The sequence below is a fragment of the Pseudonocardia zijingensis genome, assembly GCF_042657305.1.
GTDB lineage: Bacteria > Actinomycetota > Actinomycetes > Mycobacteriales > Pseudonocardiaceae > Pseudonocardia > Pseudonocardia zijingensis.
Map to the genome: position 1 here is coordinate 133,777 of NZ_JBHSKO010000015.1, position 19,917 is coordinate 153,693.

19 protein-coding genes are annotated in these 19,917 nt (G+C 74.4%); 11 read left to right on the top strand and 8 right to left on the bottom strand.

Annotation, left to right across the window (positions count from 1 at the left end; genetic code table 11):
* Nucleotides 1-14 precede the first annotated feature (14 nt).
* Nucleotides 15-803 carry an IclR family transcriptional regulator gene (locus ACFPL3_RS26260; protein WP_343944458.1) on the top strand — a complete coding sequence of 263 codons (789 nt, stop codon included), beginning with the start codon at nucleotides 15-17 and terminating at the stop codon, nucleotides 801-803.
* A 28-nt stretch (nucleotides 804-831) separates the two neighbouring features.
* Here ACFPL3_RS26260 and ACFPL3_RS26265 read toward each other — a convergent pair whose 3' ends face one another.
* On the bottom strand, nucleotides 832-2,130 hold the full coding sequence (locus ACFPL3_RS26265; protein ID WP_343944459.1) for an amidase: 1,299 nt from the start codon (nucleotides 2,128-2,130) through the stop codon (nucleotides 832-834).
* Nucleotides 2,131-2,271: 141 nt separating this feature from the next.
* Between ACFPL3_RS26265 and ACFPL3_RS26270 the strand changes: the two genes are divergently transcribed.
* Nucleotides 2,272-2,880: an urea carboxylase-associated family protein gene (locus ACFPL3_RS26270; RefSeq protein ID WP_343944460.1), complete on the top strand. Its 609-nt coding sequence runs from the start codon at nucleotides 2,272-2,274 to the stop codon at nucleotides 2,878-2,880.
* Here ACFPL3_RS26270 and ACFPL3_RS26275 read toward each other — a convergent pair.
* Nucleotides 2,825-4,447, bottom strand: a complete 1,623-nt coding sequence (locus ACFPL3_RS26275; RefSeq protein ID WP_343944461.1) for a PucR family transcriptional regulator — start codon at nucleotides 4,445-4,447, stop codon at nucleotides 2,825-2,827. The genes ACFPL3_RS26270 and ACFPL3_RS26275 overlap by 56 nt on opposite strands.
* A gap of 85 nt (nucleotides 4,448-4,532) precedes the next feature.
* Here ACFPL3_RS26275 and codB point away from each other — a divergent pair, with 85 nt between their 5' ends.
* From codB to ACFPL3_RS26290, 3 genes are read left to right on the top strand one after another with little or no spacing between them, the layout of a single operon-like run.
* Nucleotides 4,533-5,867 (top strand): cytosine permease, encoded by a 1,335-nt coding sequence (codB, locus tag ACFPL3_RS26280; protein WP_343944462.1) that lies wholly within the window; start codon nucleotides 4,533-4,535, stop codon nucleotides 5,865-5,867.
* Nucleotides 5,864-6,475: a flavin reductase family protein gene (locus tag ACFPL3_RS26285; protein ID WP_343944463.1), complete on the top strand. Its 612-nt coding sequence runs from the start codon at nucleotides 5,864-5,866 to the stop codon at nucleotides 6,473-6,475. Before codB ends, ACFPL3_RS26285 begins: the two co-directional genes overlap by 4 nt.
* Entirely contained in the window at nucleotides 6,472-7,347 is an 876-nt protein-coding gene (locus tag ACFPL3_RS26290) for a polysaccharide deacetylase family protein (RefSeq protein ID WP_343944464.1), read from the top strand. Before ACFPL3_RS26285 ends, ACFPL3_RS26290 begins: the two co-directional genes overlap by 4 nt.
* A gap of 7 nt (nucleotides 7,348-7,354) precedes the next feature.
* Here the strand turns inward: ACFPL3_RS26290 and ACFPL3_RS26295 are convergent, their stop codons facing one another.
* Nucleotides 7,355-8,002: a nitroreductase family protein gene (locus tag ACFPL3_RS26295; RefSeq protein ID WP_343944465.1), complete on the bottom strand. Its 648-nt coding sequence runs from the start codon at nucleotides 8,000-8,002 to the stop codon at nucleotides 7,355-7,357.
* Nucleotides 7,999-8,889, bottom strand: a complete 891-nt coding sequence (locus ACFPL3_RS26300) for an alpha/beta fold hydrolase (protein WP_343944466.1) — start codon at nucleotides 8,887-8,889, stop codon at nucleotides 7,999-8,001. Before ACFPL3_RS26300 ends, ACFPL3_RS26295 begins: the two co-directional genes overlap by 4 nt.
* 139 nt (nucleotides 8,890-9,028) lie before the next feature.
* On the opposite strand from ACFPL3_RS26300, the gene ACFPL3_RS26305 reads away from it, so the two are divergent.
* Entirely contained in the window at nucleotides 9,029-9,214 is a 186-nt protein-coding gene (locus ACFPL3_RS26305) for a DUF4177 domain-containing protein (protein WP_343944467.1), read from the top strand.
* Nucleotides 9,211-10,437, top strand: coding sequence for a DUF418 domain-containing protein (locus ACFPL3_RS26310; RefSeq protein WP_343944468.1), 1,227 nt, complete (start codon nucleotides 9,211-9,213; stop codon nucleotides 10,435-10,437). Before ACFPL3_RS26305 ends, ACFPL3_RS26310 begins: the two co-directional genes overlap by 4 nt.
* On the opposite strand, the gene ACFPL3_RS26315 is transcribed toward ACFPL3_RS26310, so the two are convergent.
* Nucleotides 10,397-13,135 carry an ATP-binding protein gene (locus ACFPL3_RS26315; protein ID WP_379589693.1) on the bottom strand — a complete coding sequence of 913 codons (2,739 nt, stop codon included), beginning with the start codon at nucleotides 13,133-13,135 and terminating at the stop codon, nucleotides 10,397-10,399. The two genes, ACFPL3_RS26310 and ACFPL3_RS26315, sit on opposite strands and share 41 nt — an antisense overlap.
* Before the next feature lie 164 nt (nucleotides 13,136-13,299).
* Here ACFPL3_RS26315 and ACFPL3_RS26320 point away from each other — a divergent pair, with 164 nt between their 5' ends.
* The 3 genes from ACFPL3_RS26320 to ACFPL3_RS26330 are packed head-to-tail and all read left to right on the top strand — an operon-like array spanning nucleotide 13,300 to nucleotide 15,369.
* Nucleotides 13,300-14,067, top strand: a complete 768-nt coding sequence (locus ACFPL3_RS26320; RefSeq protein ID WP_343946265.1) for a MerR family transcriptional regulator — start codon at nucleotides 13,300-13,302, stop codon at nucleotides 14,065-14,067.
* Between the two features lie 27 nt (nucleotides 14,068-14,094).
* The gene (locus ACFPL3_RS26325; protein ID WP_343946266.1) at nucleotides 14,095-14,931 is read left to right on the top strand and encodes an alpha/beta fold hydrolase; all 837 of its coding nucleotides are present in this window, start codon (nucleotides 14,095-14,097) and stop codon (nucleotides 14,929-14,931) included.
* 30 nt (nucleotides 14,932-14,961) lie between these two features.
* Nucleotides 14,962-15,369 (top strand): RidA family protein, encoded by a 408-nt coding sequence (locus ACFPL3_RS26330; protein WP_343946267.1) that lies wholly within the window; start codon nucleotides 14,962-14,964, stop codon nucleotides 15,367-15,369.
* A 16-nt stretch (nucleotides 15,370-15,385) separates the two neighbouring features.
* Here the strand turns inward: ACFPL3_RS26330 and ACFPL3_RS26335 are convergent, their stop codons facing one another.
* Together ACFPL3_RS26335 and ACFPL3_RS26340 are read right to left on the bottom strand one after the other, a co-directional pair.
* Entirely contained in the window at nucleotides 15,386-16,123 is a 738-nt protein-coding gene (locus tag ACFPL3_RS26335; protein WP_343946268.1) for an SDR family NAD(P)-dependent oxidoreductase, read from the bottom strand.
* Between the two features lie 406 nt (nucleotides 16,124-16,529).
* Nucleotides 16,530-18,080 carry an AMP-binding protein gene (locus ACFPL3_RS26340; protein WP_343946269.1) on the bottom strand — a complete coding sequence of 517 codons (1,551 nt, stop codon included), beginning with the start codon at nucleotides 18,078-18,080 and terminating at the stop codon, nucleotides 16,530-16,532.
* A gap of 86 nt (nucleotides 18,081-18,166) precedes the next feature.
* Between ACFPL3_RS26340 and ACFPL3_RS26345 the strand changes: the two genes are divergently transcribed.
* On the top strand, nucleotides 18,167-18,982 hold the full coding sequence (locus tag ACFPL3_RS26345; RefSeq protein WP_343946270.1) for a helix-turn-helix transcriptional regulator: 816 nt from the start codon (nucleotides 18,167-18,169) through the stop codon (nucleotides 18,980-18,982).
* Nucleotides 18,983-18,989: 7 nt separating this feature from the next.
* On the opposite strand, the gene ACFPL3_RS26350 is transcribed toward ACFPL3_RS26345, so the two are convergent.
* Nucleotides 18,990-19,883, bottom strand: coding sequence for a LysR family transcriptional regulator (locus ACFPL3_RS26350; protein WP_343946271.1), 894 nt, complete (start codon nucleotides 19,881-19,883; stop codon nucleotides 18,990-18,992).
* Between the last annotated feature and the right edge of the window lie 34 nt (nucleotides 19,884-19,917).

A 19,917-nucleotide genomic window follows, 5' to 3' on the forward strand; every position in this document is an offset into this window, starting at 1 on the left:
ATGATCGTCCGAGGGTGGCGCGACCGGACGTCGAACCCAGCGACGCCGGCGGCGTCACCTCGGTCGACAACGCGCTGTGGCTGCTGCAGCTGGTCGCCGAACGCCAGGCCATCCGGGTCGCTGAGGCGGCGGATCTGCTCGGGGTCGCCCGCTCCACCGCACACCGCCTGCTCAGCGCCCTGCGCCGGCGGGGGTTCGTGATGCAGAACCGCCCCAACGGGGCCTACCGCCCCGGCCCGGCGCTGCACGAGATCGGGCTGGTGGCGATCAACCGGATCGACATCCGCCGCATCGCCCGCCCGGTTCTGGAACAGGTGCAGGAACAGTCGCAGGAGACGACGAGCCTCGCGGTGCTGGAGGGCACGTCCGTCCGGTTCATCGACTGCGTCGAGAGCGGCCGCTCGGTACGGGTCGGCAACCGCACCGGGATCGTCCGGCAGGCTCACGCGTCCGCGGTGGGCAAGGCCATCCTCGCCGCGCTGCCCACCGCCGAGGTCGAGCGCCGCTACCCCGACAAGACGCTCCCGGCCGGCACGGCGACGTCGCTGACCGACCGCGACGCGTTGCTCGAGCAGCTGGCCGAGGTCCGCGCCCAGGGATACGCGCTCAACTTCGAGGAGAGCGCCGACGGCGTCTCGGCGGTCGGCGTCGCACTGTACGACGCGTCGGGCAACCCGATCGCAGCGCTGGGCATCGCGGCGCCCAGCAGCCGGACCGGCAACATCGAGGGCATCCGGGCACACGCGCCCGCCGTGCTGCGCGGCGCACAGCTGGTGCAGGAGCGGATGCGCACCCCCGATTGAGGGCGCCGCCGGTTCAGGAAAGCCACATTCAAGGCCTCTGCGGCCCTGAATGTGGCTTTCCTGAACTCACGCCGGGGCTTGAGATCTCGGAGTGGGTCACCGCCGCCGCCGCGGCGAACAGCGCGTCCTCCTGCCCGGGCAGGGCCACCAGCTGCACCCCGACCGGCAACCCGTCGACGGTGCCTGCGGGCACGGTGATCGCGGGCAGGCCCACCAGGTTCCACGGGCTGGTCAGGGCCAGCAGCGTCGGGCGCACCCCGGCCCGGCTCCCGTCGACGGCCAGGCGGCGCTGCCCGATCCGCGGCGCGGTGACGGCCACGGCGGGTGAGGCGATCACAACCGGCCCGTCCAGCACGGCGCGCACCTCGTCGATCGCGCGGCGACGGATCTCGAGGGCGCGCACGTGGCACCAGGCGGGCACCCGCCCCGCGGCGCGCAGCCGGGCGAGCACCTCCGGGTCGAACAGGTCCGGTTGACGTTCGACGCGCTCTGCGTGCAGCGCGTAGGCCTCGGCGCTCTGGATCGCGGTGAACGCCGCGGGCCAGTCCGCGGCCCCCTCCAGCCGCACGTCGTCGTGCGCGGGAACCGCGGCGCGGGCCACCCGCTCCACCCGCGGGTCGACCGGCGTCCACGCCGCGGTGGACAGCCAGCCGATCTGCGGGACGGGTACCGCGGCCGGCCCGCGGCCGGTGAGCACTCCCGCGGCCAGCGCGCACAGCTCCACGCTCTGCGCGAGCACGCCGACGACGTCGAGGCTGCGGGCGAGCGGGAGCACCCCGTCGTCGGGCACCGCGCCGTGCGCGGGCTTGAAACCGACCACGCCGCACAGCGCGGCCGGGATGCGCACCGATCCGCCGGTGTCCGTGCCGAGCGCCACCGGCACGATGCCCGCCGCGACGGCGGCCGCGCTGCCGCTCGAGGAGCCCCCGGTGATCCGGTCGGGAGCGTGCGGGTTGCGCACCGGGCCGGTGACCGACCGGTCCCCGGTGGGCCCGTAGGCCAGCTCGTGCATCGCCGCCTTGCCGAGCACGACCGCGCCCGCCTCGCGCAACCGCCGCACCGCCGTGGCGTCGGTGCGGGCCGGCTCGCCGGGCAGCAGCGCCGAGCCCGCGCGGCTGGGGAGCCCCTCGACGTCGATGTTGTCCTTGACCACCACCGGGATCCCGTGCAGCGGGCCCCGCGGGCCACGGGCCGCGTCGAGCTCGGCGGCCGCGCGCGCCGCGCCCCGCTCGTCGAGCACGGCGAGGGCGCCGAGGTGGGCGCAGGTGTGCGCCCGCTCGAGCGCGTGCCGCACGGACTCCGATGCCGGTGCTTCGGACGTGGTCATGTTCCTCCCCGGGGCCGCGCGGTCGGGACCAGCATGCGGCGCGCCGGCCCGGACCGCTGATGTACCAACGCACAGCCTTCAGGTCGACGGCTGGGCGGATCTCCATCGCAGGACGAGTGCCCGCGGTGGTGTGCTCGCCGCATGCTGCCCACCACCACCGATCGCACGATCGTCCCCGCCCGCCACGCCCGCTCGATCCGCCTCGCCGCGGGCCAGACCGTCCGCGTCGTCGACGTCGCGGGCGGACAGGTCGGCGACGTGTTCGCCTTCACAGCCGACGACCCGGGCGAGTTCCACAGCGCGGCGCACACCCGCGCCCGGGTGGACCGGCTCTTCCCCGCGATCGGCGAGCCGTTCGTGACCAACCGCCGCCGGGAGATCCTGACGCTGGTGGCGGACGACTCCCCCGGCCTGCACGACATGCTCATCCCGGCGTGCGACCCGACGCGGTACGCCCTGCTCGGTGTGCCGGACCACCGCTCGTGCGCGCAGAACCTCGCCGAGGCGCTCGCCGAGCACGGCCTGTCCGTCGCGCACACCCCGCAGCCGATCAACGTGTTCATGAACATCCCGGTGGCCGACGGCCGGATCGAGTGGGGCGCGGCCCGCACGCGCGCCGGCGACTCGATCACGTTCCGCGCGGAGCTGGACTGCCTGTTCGTCGTGTCGTCCTGCCCGCAGGACGTCGTCGGGATCAACGGTGCCGAGCTGACCGATCTCGCGATCGAGGTGGTCGGGTCGGCGGGCTGAGCGCCGCTCCTGCCGCCGACCGGTCGGCCTCGAGGGCCAGGAACAGGTCGACCCGGTCGGCGGTGCGCGCGACGTCGAGCCCGGTGAGCTCGGTGACCCGCGTCAGCCGGTTGCGCAGCGTGTTGACGTGCACGGACAGGTACGTCGCCGTGGCGTTCCAGTTGCCGTCGTGGTCGAGGAACGCCTGCAGGCTGGGCACCAGGTCGCTGCCTCGCTCCGCGTCGTGCCTGCGCAGCGGGTCCAGCACCGCGGCGGCCACGGCGCGCAGCCCCTCGGCGTCGTGGCGCCCCAGCAGCAGCCGGTGGCCGCCGAGCTCGTCGAACCGCCGCACCCGCGGTCCGGACGGCCGCGACCGCAGCACCCGGGTGCACTCGCGCGCCTCCCGCAGCGCCGGGCGCAGCGCGCCGATCCCCCGGGCCACCCCGCTCAGCCCCGCCACCAGTTCCGTTCCGCCCATCAGGTCACGGACGAACGTGATCAGCTCCGGCTCCGGGCGCGGCCACGGGAAGATCGTGATGATCTCCCCTCCGCTCTCGGCGACCACGGCCGGTACGTGCCGTTCGGTCAGCGCCCGCACGACCGCCTCGGCCGACACGAGGTGGGCGTCACCACCGGTACGGGCGGCGAGCGCGCAGACCGCCATCGGCGCGGCGGCGTCCACCCCGAAGGCGCGCAGCCGTTCGGCCACCACCTCCTCCCGCGCCCCCGACGCGATGAGCTCCAACAGCTCCCCGGCGAAGCGGGCCTCGACCGAGCGCGACAGCTCCTCCCGGGCCACCTCCAGGCTGAGGAACCGGGCCGCCTGCTCCAGCGACGCGAGGTCGGCTCCGGACAGCTCCGTCGGACGCCCGCGGCAGACCAGCACCGCTCCGATCCCGGCCGCCCCGACCGTCGGCACCAGGAACAGGGTGACCGGGCCGCGCTCGCCCAGCTCCAGCTCCAGCGGTGGGGGCCGCCTGCCGAGCGCCGCGGCCACCGCCTCGCCGTCGGCGGCGGTGAGCCCGACCCCGCGGTCGGCCGGGATCCGCCCCAAGCGGTCGACGACGCACACCGCGAGCTCCGGCCGTTCCGCGCCGAGCACGTCGAGCACCCCGGCGGCGCCCGCCCCGCGGGAGATGGCCTCCACCAGCGCGTTGTTGCGCCGGACCTGGTCCAGCAGGTCGTGCTGGCGCTCCTGCGAGTAGTGCCCGGCCGCGGCCTGCGAGATCGCGGTGAACGGGATCGTGATGGGCAGCTCGAGCAGCGCCATGCCGGCTCGGCGGCATGCCCGGACCACCGCCGCGGGCACCTGCGGCACCTCGCGGCGCAGCCCGAACACCATGCCCGCGGCACCCGCGTCGGCCAGCGCGCGGACGAAGTGCTCGGCCGCATCGGTCCTGGCGGCGTCGTCGCCCTGACACCACACGCCGTTGGTCATGACGAGCTCGTCGGCACGCAGGTACGGCGAGGGGTCGGCGAGCTCGGTGTTGTGCACCCACCGCACCGGCGCGGTCCAGTCCCGGTCACCGGTGACCAACGTCCGGAGCCGCAGCCGGGGGTCGTCGGCGAGTGCGCGCAGCGTCAACACACTGGTGATGAAACCAGTGCCACGCCCGATGTGGTGGGCGAATCTCCATATCCGGCCCGAGCCGAGGGCTGCTTCGCTCACGACCGTGACCACACAGACCTGGCAGGACGGCCCCGACGAGGTGCGGCCGGACACGGCCGCCGCGAACGACGACTACCCGCAGAGCGAGGTGCCGCGAGCGGCGCGCCGCGGGTTCTGGCCGCTGTTCGTGGTGCTCGCCGGGTTCGTGATCTTCACCCCCACGATGCTCTCCGGCGCCCGGATCGCCGGAGCGTTCCCCGCGGGCGAGCTGCTGTCGGTGCTGGCCGTCGGCAGCCTCGTCCTCGGCCTCTACGTCGCGGTGCTCGCCGTCATCGGGGCGCGCACCGGGCTGACCACCGTGCTGCTGGCCCGGTTCAGCCTGGGCCACCACGGGGCGAAGCTGGCCGGGCTGCTACTCGGGGGCACCCAGGTCTGCTGGTACGCCGTCACCACCGTGCTGCTCGCCGACCTGGCGATGCGCGCCACCGGGCTGGACACCGCGTTCACCCCGGTCGTGGTGGTCGTCGGATCGGCGTTGACCGCGGTGGCCGCCTACTACGGCTTCCGCGGGCTGGAGTTGCTGAGCGCCGTGTCGGTTCCGCTCGTCCTCGTGCTCTTCGCCTGGGTCACCGTGCAGGCCGTCGGCGTGGCCGGCGGGCCCGGCGCGCTGTTGTCCTGGAACCCCGACGGCGCGCAGACGCTCACCTGGGCCACCGCGGTCACCACCGTGGTCGGCACGTTCGTCAGCGGCGGCACTCAGACCCCGAACTGGAGCCGGTTCGCCCGGCGGCCGCGCCAGGCGTTCGTCGCGGCGTTCGGCGCGTTCGTGCTGTGCAACGGGATGATGCTGCTGCTCGGCGCGCTCGGCGCCGTGGCCTACCGCACCGGCGACGTCATCGCCGTGGTCATGCAGTTCGAGTTCGCGGTCGGCGCGCTGGCGATCCTGTTCCTCAAGACCTGGACGACGCAGGAGAACACCGCCTACGCGTTCGGCGTGGCGGGGGCCGAGCTGTTCGGGCGGCCGCGCAAGCGCCCCTTCGTCATCGGCGGCGTGGCCGTGGCGATCGCGCTCGCGCTCACCGGGATCTACGAGAGCCTGCCGCAGTTCCTGATCGCGCTGGGCATCCTCATCCCGCCGCTGGGCGGCACGATCATCGGCGACCACCTGTTCGTCTGGCGCGGGACGCTGCCCGCGGTGGCGGACACGACGTTCCTGGCGGTGCGCTGGAGCTGCGTCGCCGCCTACGCGGCGGGTGTCGGGGCCGCCTTCGTCACCGAGCAGCTCGCCTGGGGGTTGCCGCCGGTGCAGGGGATCCTCGTGGCGGCGCTCGCCGTGCCCGTGGCCGACCGGCTGCTCACCGCCGCGGGCGTCCGCACCCGGCACGTGGTGACCGCATGACCGCCCCCACCGTGCTGCGTCCCGGCGATCTCGGCCTCGACCAGGTGCGCAGGCTGCTGCTCGGCGGCGTGGTGCCCCGCCCCATCGCCTGGGTCTCGACCACCGCCCCGGCCACGGGCGTGCCGAACCTAGCTCCCTTCAGCTACTTCTCGGTGCTCTCGACCGAGCCGCCGATGCTGGGGGTGACCATCGAGCCGCGCGACGACGGCGGCGGGGACAAGGACACGCTGGCGAACCTGCGCGCGGGCTCCGACCTCGTGATCAACACCGTGCCCGAGGCACTGGGCCCGCAGATGTGGATCACCTCGCACGAGCACCCGGCCGATGTCGACGAGTTCACCGAGGCCGGGGTCGCCGCCACCGGCTCGTGCCTCGTCCGCGCGCCCCGCGTGCGCGACGCGCCGCTGGCCATGGAGTGCGTCCTCGACCGGCTCGTGCCGCTCGGCGGCGCCGTGCTCGTGGTGGCGCGCGTCCTCGCGTTCCACGTCCGGCCCGGCCTGCTCGACCCGCGCGGCCGGATCCGGCACGACAGGATGACCGCGCTCGGCCGGATCGGCGGCGAGTTCCTGACCACCACCGACTCCTTCGCCCTGGGAGAAACCGCATGACCACCAGCGCCTGGCTGCCCGAGGGCGCCTCCGCCGTCGCCTGCCTCACCTTCGACGTCGACGCCGAGACCGGCATCCTGTCCGCCGACGCCGCGGCCGCCGACCACGCCATGGCCATCAGCCACCAGCAGTTCGGCCCCGACGTCGGGGTGCCCCGGCTGCTGGACATCCTCGCGGACCTGCGGGTGCCCGCCACCTTCTTCTTCCCCGGCTGGGTGGCCGAGCGCCGTCCCGCGCTCGTCGAGCGGATCGCCGCGGCCGGGCACGAGATCGCGCACCACTCCTACAGCCACGTGCCCGCCACCTCCATGACGTCCGACGAGGAACGGCGCGACTTCGCCCGCGCGATGGACGTCTTCGCCGACATCGGCGTGCCGATCCACGGGCACCGCGCCGGGCTCTGGGAGGCGAGCTGGTCCACCCCGGCGATCGTCGCCGAGCACGGCCTGACCTACGACAGCTCGCTCATGTCGCGCGACGCGCCCTACCGCGTCCGCACCCCCGGCGGCCCGATCGTCGAGCTGCCCCCGCACTGGTCGCTCGACGACTGGGAGCAGTACGCGTTCCTCCCGTTCCCGCAGATCGGGCAGCAGATCACCAACCCGTCCGAGGTGCTGGCGATGTGGAAGGCCGAGGTCGACGCCATGCGCCGGTTCGGCTCGCTGTTCATGCTGACCAACCACCCGTTCCTCACGGGGAGGGCGTCGCGCGCGGTGGCCTTCGAGCAGCTCGTCGGCCACATCCTCGACGCCGGTGACGTACCGGTCCTCACCTGCCACGACCTGGCCGAGCGGCTCGCCGGGGTGGACCTGCCCGAGCACGACCACGTGCGGCCCGAGCTCGAACCGGACCTGTTCCCCACGGCCGGCTGAGCCCGCGCTACCAGGTCTCCCAGTGCAGCACCTCGTCGACCGACACGCGTGGCGCGGGCCGGAACGAGGTGCCGACGGTGTGGGCCACCGGGATCACCGCGGCCTGCATCACCTCGTCGTAGGGGATCCCGAGGAGCTCGGCGACCTCCCGCTCCACCGCCATGTTGCCGGTGGTCCACACCGTGCCGAGACCGTGCAGGCGGGCGGCGAGCATGAAGCTCCACACCGCGGGGAGCACCGAGCCCCAGTGGCTCGCCTGCCGGTCGGCGCCGAGGCCGTCGGTCCGCCCCTCGATGCACGGCACCACGAGCGCGGGCACCCGGTGCAGGTTGTCGGAGAGGTGGCGCAGGCCGCTCCACACCTTCTCCATCGACCCGGGTGCGGTGTACGCGCGGCGCAGCGCCGCCTCGGACATGGGACTGTCGCCCTGGCCGAGGCCACGGCGCCACAGCCGGGCGAGCGCGGCCTTGCGCTGCGGGTCGGTCACCACCACGAAGTTCCAGCCCTGCTCGTTGCGGCCCGACGGGGCCTGCAGCGCGATCTCCACGCAGCGGCGCAGCAGCGCCGGGTCGACGGGCCGGTCGAGGTCGAGGCGGTGGCGCACCGAGCGGGTGGTGGTGAGCAGCTGTTCGGCGGTCAGGTCGAGCACGGTCACGAGGACAGCTCCACCCGCGGCCGCACGAGCGCGAGGAACTCCTCGACCGCGTCGACGACGTCCCCGGGCACCTCCTCGGGCAGGTAGTGGCCGCACGGGAGCGCCTGCCCGCGCACCGCGCCCGGGTCGGCGTGGTGCTCCTGCCAGACGCCGACCACATCGCGCCCGGCGAGACCGCCCTCGCCGCCCCAGAGGGCGAGCAGCGGCGCCTGCACCCGCGCGCCGCGGGCATGGTCGTCCTCGTCGAGCTCGAGGTCGGTGGTGAAGCCGGTCCGGTAGTCCTCGAGCGAGGCCCGCAGGTGCGCGCGGTCGCTGAAGGCGGCCACGTAGTGCCGGAACGTCTCCGCGTCGACCGCACCGGTCTCGAGCACCCGGGCGAAGAAGTGCCGCAGGTAGGCCTCGACGTTGCCCGCGATCAGCGTCTCGGCCAGGTCCGTGTGCCGGTGCAGGAACCAGTGGAACATCGCGGTGGCCGAGTCGCGGTCGAACGAGTTCATCACCACGCGCGTCGGCAGGATGTCCAGCAGCACCAGCGCGTCGATCTCCGCCGGGCGGTCGAGGGCCCAGCGGTGGGCCACGCGGGCGCCGCGGTCGTGCCCGACCACGATCGCCGACTCGTGCCCCAGGTGCCGGATCAGGCCGCTCAGGTCCCCGGCCGTGGCGCGCTTGCCGTACCCGGACGCGGCGAGCCCCGAGTCGCCGTACCCGCGCAGGTCGGGGGCCACCACCGTGCGGCCGCGGCTCAGCGGGCCGACGACCTCGCGCCAGCAGGCCCGCGTCTGGGGCCACCCGTGGAGGAGGACCACCAGCTCCGGGCCGTCCCCGGCGAGCCGGTAGGTCAGCTCCACCTCGCCGACGTGTACCGACTCCACGACGTCCCGCGCCATGCCACTCCCTCCGCTGGGCCCTCCGATGGGCCGCTGCCGCGCTCATCCTGACGGCGGCGGCCCGCCGGCCCCAGCAGCTGTTGCCACTCAGTGGCACGCCGCTTGACCCTGCCGCCACGGCACGGTGTCGGCTGGGAACATGACAAGGGCCTTCGAGCACAAGATCGTGAAGTTCGAGCTCGGCTGGAAGGGGTTCGACCACGAGGAGATGGAGCGTCAGCTCGACGAGCTGGGCCGCCAGGGGTGGGAGGCCGTGAGCAGCCTGCAGCCGCACGTCGGCACGGCCGCCACCGACATCCTGGTGCTCCTCAAGCGGGCCCGATGACGACCGCGATCCCCGGGGCCGCGGCGCCGACCCCGGTGGCCGAGCGGGCACTGGCCCCCGACCTCGCCCGCGGGTTGATGCTGCTGCTCATCGCGCTCGCCCACGTGCCGTGGTTCCTCTGGACCTCCGCGCTCGGCTCCACCCTGCTGCACCCGGCCGAGGGCGGCATCGCCGACCGGATCGCGCAGGCCGCGACGATCGTGTTCGTCGACGGGCGGGCCTGGACGCTGTTCGGGTTGCTGTTCGCCTACGGCATCGGCCAGCTCCACGCGCGGCGGATCGCCGCAGGCAGCCCCGAGCCCGCCGTCCACCGGCTCCTGCGCACCCGGCACTGGTGGCTGCTCGCGTTCGGCCTGGTCCACGCCGCGCTGCTGTGGCAGGGCGACATCCTCAGCACCTACGGGGTCCTCGGGCTGGTGCTCGTGCCGCTGTTCCTGCACCGCGCCGACCGCACGCTGACGATCTGGATCGGGGCGCTGCTCGGCGTCGCCGCGCTCGGCAACCTCGCCCTCGCCGCCCTCGGCCAGTTCGCGCCCGCCGGGCCGGGGGCGACCGCCCTGCAGCAACAGGCGGCCGCCGAGCCGAGCTACCTCGCCTCGGTCCTGCTCCGGCTGGTTCTGTGGGCACCCACCCCGATCTCCTCGCTGGCCGGGCTCGTCCTGCCGGCCGCGTTCCTCATCGGGATCCTCGCCGCCCGCCGCCGTGTCCTCGAGGAACCCGGCCGCCACCTCCCGCTGCTGCGCCGCACCGCCGTGGTCGGGCTCGTGGTCGGCTGGGGCCTGGGATCGCTGCAGGCGCTGCTCCACCTCGGCGTGCTCGTGGTGCCCAACCCGTCGGCCTTCGTGTCCTTCCACCTGTTCACCGGCATCTTCGCCGGCGTCGGCGTCGCCGCGGTGTTCGGGCTGATCGCCCACCGGATCAGCGGCGCGACCCCGCCCCTGCCGGTCCGGGCACTCGTCGCGCTGGGCCGCCGGTCGCTGTCGGGGTACCTGGCGCAGTCGCTGGTCTTCGTGCCCCTGCTGGCGGCGTGGGGCTTCGGGCTCGGGGCGCACCTGACCAGCGCCACCGCCGCGCTCGTCGGGATCGGGGTGTGGGTGCTGACCGTCGTCGTCGCGTACCGGCTCGACACCGCGGGCATCCGCGGTCCGGCGGAGGTGCTGCTGCGCCGGCTCACCTACCCGGTCAGGGCAGCTGCAGGTCCCGGAGCTGCCGGCGGGAGGTGATGCCGAGCTTGCGGAAGATGTTGCGCAGGTGGGCTTCGATCGTGCGCGGGCTGAGGAACAGCTGCGCGCCGACCTCCCGGGACGTCGCCCCGGTGGCCACCAGCCGGGCGATCGTCTGCTCCTGCGCGGTGAGCGCATCGGACGGCTGGGCGGACCTGCTGCGGGGGCGCTCCCCGGTGGCGCGCAGTTCGCGCGCGGCGCGCGCGGCGAACGCTTCCGCGCCCATGCCCGACAGCAGCTGGTGGGCGGTGCGCAGCTGCTGGCGGGCGCTGAGGCGGCGGCCCTCGCGGCGCAGCCACTCGCCGTAGACGAGATGAGCGCGGGCCAGCTGGGTGGACAGCCGGCACTCGCGGAGCCGCTCGATCGCCTCCCGGTAGAGCTCCTCGGCGGCCGGGCCGGTGCTGCGCAGCGCCCGGGAGCGCGCCGCCAGCCCGAGCCCCCACGGGGTGCCGCTGGCGCGGGCCCGCACGGTGAGCTGGTCCAGCGCATCGGCCGCGCTCTCCGGCCGGCCGCTGCGGCACGCCGCTTCGATGAGTTCGGAATGGGCCAGGTTGCTGTGGGTCAGCTCGTCGGACTCGAAGGCCCGAACCGCCGCGGCCTCAGCTGCGGGGTAGTCGCCGAGGCCGTTGTGCAGCACCGCCATGGCGTACTGCGTCAGGGCGTCCTCGGTGCCGCGCCCGCGGCCGGCGGCCTCCCGGACGAGGGTCGCCTGGATCTCGGTGGTCTCGTCCGAGCGGCCGCGCCAGGCGGCCAGGATGAGCTGGGCGTGCAGCAGGGGCACCGTCCTGGTGGCGGCCGCGAGCGCCGTCTGCTCGGCGGCCCGGCCGAACTCGCCGGAGAGCACCAGCATGACGGACTGGACGAGCAGTGCCGCCGGGAGCGTGGCCAGCGCGCCGGCCTCCCGGGCCAGCCGGACATGGCTGGCGGCCAACGCGTGGACCAGCTCGTCGTCGAACACGGACATCGCGGTGCGGCTGGCCAGCCACAGCCAGCGGCGGTTGCCGCTGCCGTCGGGGTCACGAGCGTCGCGCTCGGGGTGGGCGAAGGCCGCCAGTGCCCGCCGCAGCTCGGGCACGCCCTCCGCGTAGCCCTGCGTGAACGTCGTGACGAGCCCGTCGAGCAGCAGATCCGGCGGAGTCGGTGACGCGGGTGGTGCGGGCGCGGCCCGAGCGGCCTCGGCCACCTCCCGCAGGCCGCCCCCGGGGCCGACGCCGCCGGTGACGATCGCCGCGTCGAGCGCGTCCAGGTAGGTCGCGCGGCTCAGCGCCGGGTCCAGCGGCGCGAGGCTCCGGGCGGCGTCCAGCAGCATCCGCGGCCCGTCGCCGCCCCTCGCCCGGTGGAACGCGATCTGGGCGCGCAGCAGCTCGAGGCGGGCGTGCTGCAGGGAGTCCAGCGGCCCGCTCGCCGCCACCGTCAGCAGCTCCAGGGCGGCCTCGGACGCACCGGCCTCGTACTTGGCGTGCGCGGCGTCCAGGGCCCGGCCCGCCCGCACGACCGGCTCGGGGGTCAGCTCGGCCGCGCGCTGCAGGAACGCCGCCGCGGCGGCCAGCCCGCCGCGGCCGCGCGCCCGTCCGGCCGAGCGCTCCAGCTCAGCGGCGGCCTCCTCGTCGGTGCCCACCACCGCCTGCGCGCGGTGCCAGGCCCGCCGGTCGGGGTCGACCTGCGGGTCGGTGGCGGCGGCCAGCGCGCCGTGCGCGCGGCGCTGGTCGGGCGGGGTGGCCGCACGGTAGACCGCCGAGCGCACGAGCGGGTGCCGGAACCGCACCCGGGTGCCGAGCTCCAGCAGCCCGGCGGCCTCCGCCGCCGTGGCCGCTTCGGGGGCGATCCCCAGCTGCGCGGCCGCGCGCCACAGCAACGCCGGGTCACCGGTCGGCTCGGCCGCTGCGACCACCAGCAGCAGCTGCGACTCGGGCGGCAGGCTGCCCGCGCGACGCCGGAAGCCGTCCTCCACCCGGTGCGGAACGCTCACCACGTCGGGCAGCTCGAAGCCGCCTGCCAGCTGCGCCGCCGCCGCACCCCGGGGTAGCTCCAGGAGCGCCAGCGGGTTGCCGCGCGCCTCGGCCACGATCCGGTCGCGCACCAGGTCGTCCAGCGGTGCGCGCACCGCGGTGGCCAGCAGCGTCCGGGCGTCGGACTCCCCCAGCCCCGCCACGTGCAGCTCCGGCAAGCCGGTGAACGCGTCGACGGCGGCACCACCGGGGTCGCGCAGCCCGAACACCATCACCACCCGCTCGGCCGCCACCCGCCGGGCCACGAACGCCAGGACCTGCGCGGACGCCTGGTCCAGCCACTGCGCGTCGTCCACCAGGCACAGCAGCGGCCCGTCCTCGGCCACCTCGGCCAGCAGGCTCAGCACGGCGAGCCCGACCAGGAACCGGTCCGGCGCCGCCCCCTCGCGTATACCGAACGCCACCCCGAGGGCGGCCTGCTGCGGCTCGGGCAGTGCCGCCGCCCGCGCCAGCAGCGGTGCGCACAACTGGTGCAGGCCCGCGAACGCGAACTCCGCCTCGGCCTCCACCCCGGCCGCGTCCTGGACCGTGAACCCGGCCGCCACGGCCGACCCACGCACGTGCTGCAGCAGGGCGGTCTTGCCGATGCCTGCTTCCCCACGCACCACCAGCACGCTGCTGTCGCCGCCCCGGGCCCGGGCCAGCAACTGCTCGAGCGTCGTGTGCTCGGCGCGCCGTCCCACGAGCATCGCCTGGTCCTCCCCTGGCGCCGGCAACGGGGCCGAACTCGGTGATTCTCACCGACACGGTGTTCGCGGGTGAGAGCGGGTTAAGGGATTTCCACCGACGCGGACGGGGCGCCGACCTGGCGAGTCTGGCACCCGACACCAGAGCGGTCGGAGGGCGAGCAGCTGTGGCCTGGAGCACCCGCCAACTCGCAGACCTCGCCGGGACCACCGTGCGCGCGGTTCGGCACTACCACGACGTCGGCCTGCTGGAGCAGCCCCGGCGTCGCGCCAACGGCTACAAGCAGTACGGCGTGACGCACCTCGTACGACTGCTGCGGGTCAAGCGCCTCACCGATCTCGGATTCACCCTGCTGCAGGTCGCCGAACTGGGTGACGCGGACCAGCACCCCCGGGAAGCCCTGCACGAACTCGACGCCCAGCTCGCCCGCACGCTGGAGCGGCTGCAGGACGTGCGCATCGAGGTCCGGCTGATCCTCGAGCAGGCCGCACCCACCGACCTCCCGTCCGCGCTCGCCGCGAGGATCCGGCACCTCGGCCTGACCGACGCCGACCGCGCCCTGCTGGTGGTGCTGTCCCGGGTGCTCGACCTCGCGGCGGTCACCGACTTCGTCGACACGCTGCGCGAGCTCCCACCGAACCCGGCCGCGGCCGCGTTCGACCAGCTCCCCGCCGACGCCGACGCCGCCACCCGGCACGAGCTCGCGATCCGGCTGCTCCCCCGCAGCCGCACCCTGCGCGTGATGCTCCCCCGCCTGCGCAGCGCGCTCGGCGATGTGAGCGCAGCCGCCCGGACGGTCGACGCAGCCGTGCGCGACCTCTACAACCCCGCGCAGTCCGACGTCCTGCGCCGGGTCGGGCTCCTGCTCCGCTCGCGTCCCGGCCCGGTCCGGATCGCGCCGCAGATCGCGGCCCGCCGGCTCGTCCGCCAGTAGCCGGCCCGAAACCCTCGGAAGGAAACCATGGGACACGTCGTCGTCGGCCACGAGAACAGCACGCCGATCGAGCTCTACTACGAGGACCAGGGCAGCGGCCCGCCCGTCCTGCTCATCCACGGCTACCCGCTCAACGGCCACAGCTGGGAGCGCCAGACGCGCGAGCTGCTGGCCGCGGGTCACCGCGTCATCACCTACGACCGCCGCGGCTTCGGCCGCTCGTCGAAGGTCGGGTCCGGATACGACTACGACACCTTCGCCGCCGACCTGAACACCCTGTTGGAGACGCTCGACCTCCGCGACGTCGTGCTCGTCGGATTCTCGATGGGCACCGGCGAGCTCGCCCGCTACGTCGCCCGGTACGGCCACCAGCGGGTGGCGAAGCTCGCCTTCCTCGCCGCCCTGGAGCCCTTCCTCGTCGCCCGGGACGACAACCCCGACGGCGTGCCGCGGGAGGTCTTCGACGGCATCGAGGCCGCGGCGAAGGGGGACCGCTACGCCTGGTACGAGCAGTTCTTCTCCAACTTCTACAACCTCGGCGAGAACCTCGGCAGCCGCATCAGCCAGGAGGCGGTCACCGCCGGCTGGAACGTCGCCGTCGCCAGCGCCCCCGTGGCCGCCCACGCCGTCGTCTCCGCGTGGATCGAGGACTTCCGCGCCGACGTAGAGGCCGTCCGGGCCAGCGGCAAACCGGCCCTGATCCTGCACGGCACGGCCGACCGGATCCTGCCCGTCGAGGCCACGGCCCGCCGCTTCCGCAAGGCCCTGCCCGAGGCGCGGTACGTCGAGATCGACGGCGCCCCGCACGGGCTGCTGTGGACCCACGCCGACGAGGTCAACGCCGCACTGCGCGGCTTCCTCTGAAGAACACCCCCACAAGAGAAGGAGCAGCAAATGACCGTCACGCTGGTGCACCCGGAGCAGGTCCACCGGGTCGACGTCCACCACCAGGTCGCCGTCGCGCAGGGCTCGCGCACCGTCTACCTGGCCGGGCAGGTGTCCTGGGACACCGAAGGCAACCTCCTGGGCCGCGACGACGTCGCCGCGCAGGCCGAGAAGTGCTACCTCAACATCGCCGCCGCGCTCGACGCGGCCGGGGCGAAGCCGTCCGACCTGGCCAAGGTCACCGTGTACATCGTCGACCTCGACGAGGAGAAGGCCGGGCAGTTCGTCGCCGGCCGCGAGCGCGCGGCCGCGGCGCTGGGCGTGGAGTTCCAGCAGCCCAGCACCTGGATCGGGGTCACCTCGCTGGCCGCGCCGGGCTACGTCGTCGAGATCGAGGCGGTGGCCGTGCTGCCCTGAGACCCACGGGACCGGCTCAGACCTGGTTCATCCCGCCGTCCACGTAGAAGTTGGCACCGTGCACGAAACTGCTCCGCGGCGAGGCGAGGAACAGCACGACCTCCGCGACCTCGTCCGGGGTGCCGACCCGCCCGACCGGCAGCCCGGCCCCGACCGCCACCTTCATCTCCTCGGCGCGCTCGCCGAAGACGTCGAACAGCGGGGTGTCGGTCGGGCCCGGTGAGACGGCGTTGACGCGGGCGCCGCGGCTCACGAGCTCGTTGGCCCAGGTGCGCGCGTACGACCGCACCGCCGCCTTCGCCGCCCCGTAGGCGCCGAACCGCTCGGTGCCTGCCTCGGCGGCGGTGGAGCTCATGAGGACGACCGAAGCACCGTCGTTGAGCAGCGGCAGCGCCTTCTTCACGGTGAGGAAGACGCCCTTGACGTTGATGTCGAAGATCCGGTCGTGGTCGGACTCCGTGAGCTCCTCCAGCGTCGCGAGGTGCTGGATGGCGGCGTTGGCGACCACCACGTCCAGGCCCTGCCCGCGCTCCCGTACGCGCTCGTACAGCCGGTCCACGTCGGCGGCGACGCTGACGTCCCCGGCCACCGCGGTGGCGTTGCCGATCTCGGCCGCGGCCTTCTCCAGCTCGGCCTCGCGCCGCCCGAAGACGAACACGTGCGCTCCCTCGTCGGCGAGCCGCTGCGCGGTCGTCAGACCGATGCCGGCGCTCCCGCCGGTCACCACTGCCGTCTTGCCGTCGAACTGCCCCATCGGACCCGGGCCTCCACTTCCGTATCGATCGGTACGGAACAACCGTAGCACTTCCGCATCGGTCGGTACGGATGTGGAGCGAGGTCGGGCCCGGCCGACTCCGAACGCCGTCGCGCCGACCAGGTCCCAGCACTCGGCGGCGATGTCGGCCTGACCGGGCGAGATGCCGCTCGTGACACGAAGCTGCCGAGCTCACGATCCACGCGAGACGAACGCCATGGCCGCGCCGAGCACCCCGATGTACTGCGGACATCGACGACAAGGAGATCAACAGCACCCGACGCTGGTCCTGGCTACCGCGGCGTTCTGCTCGACGCCCGAGCCCGCTCCGGGCACGGCCCAGCACCCGCCCCGGCGCGCACGTGGCCAGGTTCCGCGGAACCCGGCGGGCGCGAGCGCGGGACCGTCACCCTCCCCGGCGGAGGAGGTAGCGCTGGACCTTGCCGCTCGGGGTCTTGGGGAGCGCGTCGACGACGTGCACCTGGCGAGGGTAGGCGTGGGCGGAGTACTTCGTGCGGACGAGCTGCTGCAGTTCGGCCTCGAAGTCGGGGCCGGGTTCGGCGCCGGGCTCGAGGACGACGTAGGCCGCGACGACCTCGCCGCGGACCTCGTCGGGTGCGCCGACCACGGCGACGTCGGCCACCAGCGGATGGGTGATCAGCACGCTCTCGACGTCGAAGGGCCCGATCCGGTATCCCGCGGCGAGGATGACGTCGTCGTCGCGGGCGGTGAAGAAGTAGTACCCCTCCTCGTCGACGGTGCCGATGTCGGCCGTGAGGTACCAGGTGTGGTCGGGCGTGAACCGCTCCGCGGTCTTCTCGGGCGCGTCGAGGTAGCCGGTGAACCACATGAGCGGGCTGTCGGTCGCCAGCGCGATCTGGCCGTCGACGACGCCGGCGCGGAACCCGGGGAGCTCGACGCCCATCGATCCGGGCTCGAGGGGCCGGCGGACGTCGTCGTGCCACCCGTTGACGATGGCCATGCCCTGCTCGGTCTGGCCGTAGTGGTCGCGCACCTCGGTGCCCAACGCCTGCTCGGCCCAGGTGATCACGTCGGGGGTGAGCGGCTCCCCCGCCGAGGACGCCCTGCGCAGCCGTACGCCCGGGGGCACCTCGGTCCTGCGCATCGCGCGGTACATGGTCGGCGCCCCGGCGAAGTTGGTGACGCCGTGGCGCGCGAGCACGCCGAACGTCGTGTCCGGGGTGAAGCCGGCGTCGAGGAGCAGGTTGCGCCGGCCCGTGACCAGCGGCCCCATCACGCCGTAGTACAGGCCGTAGGCCCAGCCCGGGTCGGCGGCGTTCCAGAACACGTCGTCGGCGCGGACGTCGAGGCCGTAGTGCATGTACGAGGTGAACGCGGCGAGCGCCCGCACCGGGACCGGCACCGCCTTGGGCGTGCCGGTGGTCCCGCTGGTGTAGAGCTCGACGAGCTGGCCCTCGCCGCCCACCGCCACGTTCTCGGCCACGGGTTCCGCGGCGTCGACGAGCGCGTCCAGGTCGGGTCCGGCCTCGAGCACGGTGAGCCCGTCGAGACCGGCCAGCTTCGCCCGCTGCGACGGCTCGGTGACGACGACCTCGACGGTGCTGGAACGGATGCGCATCTCGATCGCGGGGGTGGCGAACGCGGTGAACAACGGCACGTGGACGGCGCCCAGCCGCCAGATCGCAACCAGGGTCACCACCAGGTCCACGCGCTTGCCCATGAGGACCGCCACGCGCTTCCCCCGCCCGACCCCCTGCTGGGCGAGGACGGCCGCCATCCGCCGCGACCGCGCCGCCAGCTCGCCGTAGGTGAGGTCGCGGCCGGCGAGGTCGTCGCCGGAGACGAGCGTGAAGGCGAGCGCCTCCGGGTCGTGCCGGTCGCAGAGCAGCCAGGCGGCATCGGCCGCCGGATCGGCGTACGTCTCGCGCCACGACGCGATGGTCGCGGTGATGGTGTCGACGTCGGCGTCGCTCACGGTGTTCCTCCCCAGTCGGGCAACCGGGGCATAGAGTGCGTGATCCCACGAGCTGGTCACCACCCTCCGAAGAGGAGGCTCCGCCGATGGACCACAGCCGGCTGCTCGCGCGCCGGGTCTCCGCTGCCCTCACCCGGATCCGCGACCTCACCGGTGTGTCCCTGGCCTTCGGCGGGCTGGTCCGCGACGACGGCACGGTCGCGTTGGAGCGCTTCGCCGGCCCGACGGTCGGGGCCCTGCCGGGTGTGGAGCTGGAGCGGGGGCACGGGCTGGGTGGGAAGGTCGTCGCGCTGACGCGCACGATCGCCGTGAACGACTACATCGCCACCACGCACATCACCCACCGCTACGACCGGATCATCCGCGCCGAGGGGCTGCGGGCGATGGCCGCCGCCCCGGTCGTGGTGGCCCGCAAGCCCGTGGCCGTGCTGTACGGCGCTCTCCGCACGACCGGGCTCGTCGGCGACCGCATCCAGGACGCGGTCACCCAGGAGGCCCGCGCCCTGGAGCAGGAACTGGCCGTGGCCCGCGCCCGAGCCGAACCCGACCCGGAGCAGGCCGAGCTCGTCGAGCTGAAGGACCGCGTGCGCACCGCCCACGAACGCCTCCGCATGCTCGCCGCACGGGTCGACGACGACGAGCTGCGCGTGGAGCTCCGGCGCGCCGGGGACGAGCTCGCGGGCGACCCACCCGTCGCGCTCGACGCACCCCGGCTCACCGACCGGCAGCTCGACGTCCTCAGCCTCGTGGCGGGCGGGCGTTCCAACGCCGCGATCGGAGAGGCCCTCGGCCTGACGCCCGCCACGGTGAAGAGCTACATGAAATCGATCATGAGCACGCTCGGGGCGGGCACCCGCTTCGAGGCCGTCGTGCTCGCCCGCCGGTACCGCCTGCTCCCCTGATCGCAGGTCACCGCGGCTCGCGCCCAGCACCGTCGGCCCCGGCGAGCCCCTCGACGGTGGCCCCCGCGAGCACCGCGGTGCGGAACGCCACGACGGAGTCGCGGCGGTCGCGTGGGCGCGTCGCGATCGCCGCCACCGCGCGGGGCCCCTCCAGCGGGACGTAACGCACGCCGGGGTGGGGGAAGTAGCGGCTCGCGGGTTCGGCGTGGAAGCCGATCCGCCCGGTGGTCGCCACGGCCGCGGCCAGGTTGGCGGGTGAGCGCACCGCGACGCCGCCGCGCGCTGTTTCGCCACCACCCCACTCGGCGAGCCCGGGCTGCCCGACCGGCATGACCCGCGGGCAGTCGGCGACGTCGGATTCGGTGAGGTGGTCGGCGGCGGCGAGGTCGGACTCGACCGGCACCGCCGCGCACCGCTCGGTGGCGGTCACCTGCTCGACGACGAGATCGCCGGCCCCGCCGACGTCGTGCACCACGGCGACGTCGACCTCGCCGGTGCGCACCGCGTCGTACTGCGTCTCCCAGTCCAGCTCGACGTAGGAGAACCCGAGGTCGGGCCGGTACCGGGCGAGCAGGGCGCGGGTGGTCGGCCAGCGGTCGGCGAGGCCGAACCCCAGGACGCCGACGCGGAGCACGGGCTCGCCGTGGTCGCCCTCGGCCGTGCGCATGAGGTCGTCGAGCTGGGCCAGCACGCGGCGGGCGCGGGGCAGGAACCGCTCACCGGCGGGGGTCAGGGCCACCCGGCGGCTCGTGCGCTCGAACAGCTTCGTGCCGAGCTCGCGTTCCAGCTGCTGGATCCGGCGGCCGAAGGGCTGGGGCGCGATGTAGTGGGCGCGCGCGGCCCGGCCGAAGTGCAGCTCGTCGGCGAGGGTGAGGGCGTAGCGCAACGACCGCACGTCCATGCCTCGTCACCCCTCCCGGGGATCGCAACCGATT

Bases quoted from the DNA above. Each gene is read 5' to 3' on its own strand.
- ACFPL3_RS26350 (WP_343946271.1), bottom strand. From the start codon at position 19,883: ATGGACGTGCGGTCGTTGCGCTACGCCCTCACCCTCGCCGACGAGCTG.
- ACFPL3_RS26270 (WP_343944460.1), top strand. From the start codon at position 2,272: ATGCTGCCCACCACCACCGATCGCACGATCGTCCCCGCCCGCCACGCC.
- ACFPL3_RS26315 (WP_379589693.1), bottom strand. From the start codon at position 13,135: ATGCTCGTGGGACGGCGCGCCGAGCACACGACGCTCGAGCAGTTGCTG.
- ACFPL3_RS26325 (WP_343946266.1), top strand. From the start codon at position 14,095: ATGGGACACGTCGTCGTCGGCCACGAGAACAGCACGCCGATCGAGCTC.
- ACFPL3_RS26265 (WP_343944459.1), bottom strand. From the start codon at position 2,130: ATGACCACGTCCGAAGCACCGGCATCGGAGTCCGTGCGGCACGCGCTC.
- ACFPL3_RS26285 (WP_343944463.1), top strand. From the start codon at position 5,864: ATGACCGCCCCCACCGTGCTGCGTCCCGGCGATCTCGGCCTCGACCAG.
- ACFPL3_RS26310 (WP_343944468.1), top strand. From the start codon at position 9,211: ATGACGACCGCGATCCCCGGGGCCGCGGCGCCGACCCCGGTGGCCGAG.
- ACFPL3_RS26345 (WP_343946270.1), top strand. From the start codon at position 18,167: ATGGACCACAGCCGGCTGCTCGCGCGCCGGGTCTCCGCTGCCCTCACC.
- ACFPL3_RS26330 (WP_343946267.1), top strand. From the start codon at position 14,962: ATGACCGTCACGCTGGTGCACCCGGAGCAGGTCCACCGGGTCGACGTC.
- ACFPL3_RS26300 (WP_343944466.1), bottom strand. From the start codon at position 8,889: ATGGCGCGGGACGTCGTGGAGTCGGTACACGTCGGCGAGGTGGAGCTG.
- ACFPL3_RS26335 (WP_343946268.1), bottom strand. From the start codon at position 16,123: ATGGGGCAGTTCGACGGCAAGACGGCAGTGGTGACCGGCGGGAGCGCC.
- ACFPL3_RS26305 (WP_343944467.1), top strand. From the start codon at position 9,029: ATGACAAGGGCCTTCGAGCACAAGATCGTGAAGTTCGAGCTCGGCTGG.
- ACFPL3_RS26290 (WP_343944464.1), top strand. From the start codon at position 6,472: ATGACCACCAGCGCCTGGCTGCCCGAGGGCGCCTCCGCCGTCGCCTGC.